The sequence below is a fragment of the Algoriphagus antarcticus genome, from assembly GCF_002150685.1.
GTDB classification, from domain to species: domain Bacteria; phylum Bacteroidota; class Bacteroidia; order Cytophagales; family Cyclobacteriaceae; genus Algoriphagus; species Algoriphagus antarcticus.
In genome coordinates, this window is sequence record NZ_MSSW01000043.1 from 1 (window position 1) to 1,522 (window position 1,522).

General features: G+C 39.0%; 1 protein-coding gene. It reads right to left on the reverse strand.

Translation table 11 applies throughout. The features are described 5' to 3' along the window. Positions 1-16: 16 nt before the first annotated feature. Positions 17-463: a hypothetical protein gene (locus tag BVH04_RS14460; protein ID WP_140160596.1), complete on the reverse strand. Its 447-nt coding sequence runs from the start codon at positions 461-463 to the stop codon at positions 17-19. Positions 464-1,522: the final 1,059 nt, after the last annotated feature.

Consider the following 1,522-nt stretch of genomic DNA (forward strand, 5'->3'; position numbering starts at 1 on the left):
GCTTTCCTTTTTAATATTATCGTTTTAGGCGCATCGAACCAATCATGACATTTAGTTCGATGCCTGCATTGACTGAATGTCTGTGGAAGTGAAAATATGTACCTACCCCAAATCCTAATACCTGCGTAAAGGGCATTTCAAATGTAGGCCGGACAATCAACCCAAGTCCTCTTCCATCAAGGTACTCATAAGAATAATTTCCCGCGATGAGTCCAGACCCCGATACCCGCTGCCAATTATGAGGTCTATGGGTAGAACTCCATGTTGGACCTGCCTTCAGGTTGATCCGTTGATTTCCTTCAGGTGTCAAATTGATAGATTTTCCAAAAAGGAACTGAAAGGAATTAACATAGTTTCTTGGGGTGGCGATACCAAAGGTAAGAGCATTGAGTAATCCACCGTTGTAGTCGGCAGGTCGGTCCATAGGCCTTTTAGCCAAGCCCATGACCCCGACTTCTATCATGAAATTTTCTTTATGGATATAATTTAAACTACTTGACAAACCAAAATAATTTCCTATTAATGCGGAGTTACTCAAGTAAATGGCATTTTTTTTCAAAAACTGGGCTTTTGCCCCCGAACAAAACAATATAAAAATGACTACAAACAAGTACTTCATTTTTTCAAACTTAATTTCAAGTATTAGTAAAAATATGAAAAAGCTTTTAAGTTTTTAGATTAATTGTATGCTTGAATCTCATTTCTATCAAAACTTAGCTTAACAGTATTTTTGCCTGTCATCCAATAAAAATATGCTACTATTCACCAGCTTAAAATAAATGTTTTGCTTACAATTTAAAGGACGCTGTAGACCTTTAGCCCAGGATTAAAATCCAGAGCTAGAATTATGAGTGCAGTTCTGGTGTAAAACAATACCCATGACCACCTTTTTACGTGGGAATTTGAATTGAGTGAATTCCAAGAAGTCGAATTTACCAGTTAGTGGAAATTTTACTCTGGTAGACGCTACTGGCCGAAGTAAAAGAAGGTGAAAAGGCAAGCCCAACAAGATCACGACTTTGGTGCTTCCCCGCTTCGATAATTACCGTCCAACCCGCTGTTCGGGATTTGGAATACCGAACCTCTATCCCAGGAATTTCTAATTCCGATGTTCGATCCCTCCCTTTATTTCTATGTGTCTATTGTGTGACTATGTGGTAAAAATGAAACCACCGTCCATCCTACCCCATCACATGTCGTTTCCAATTGATTTCTGTAGGCGGGAGAATAACTTTCGAGTGTATTTTTTATCCACGGGTTGCACAAGCGGTTATTGATGGTTTGACTACTCGGTAGTCTGACTTAAAGGTTTAAAAGGATAAATACTTTGCGGATTTCCTCGCGCCCTTTCCGTCTTTGCGGTAAAATATAGATCATGTTAATTCTAGCAGATTTATTAAGAAGAACACCTAAAAAACTACCGAGTGAAAAAACCCTTTGGGGCTGATTTTGGCGAAAAGACTTTTGCCGATTTCTTTGCTTCCTTTGTGACTTTGTGGTCAAATAAAACTCGCTTCCATCC

Coding starts and splice junctions, on each gene's coding strand:
- BVH04_RS14460 (WP_140160596.1), bottom strand. CDS start 463: ATGATAGAAGTCGGGGTCATGGGCTTGGCTAAAAGGCCTATGGACCGA.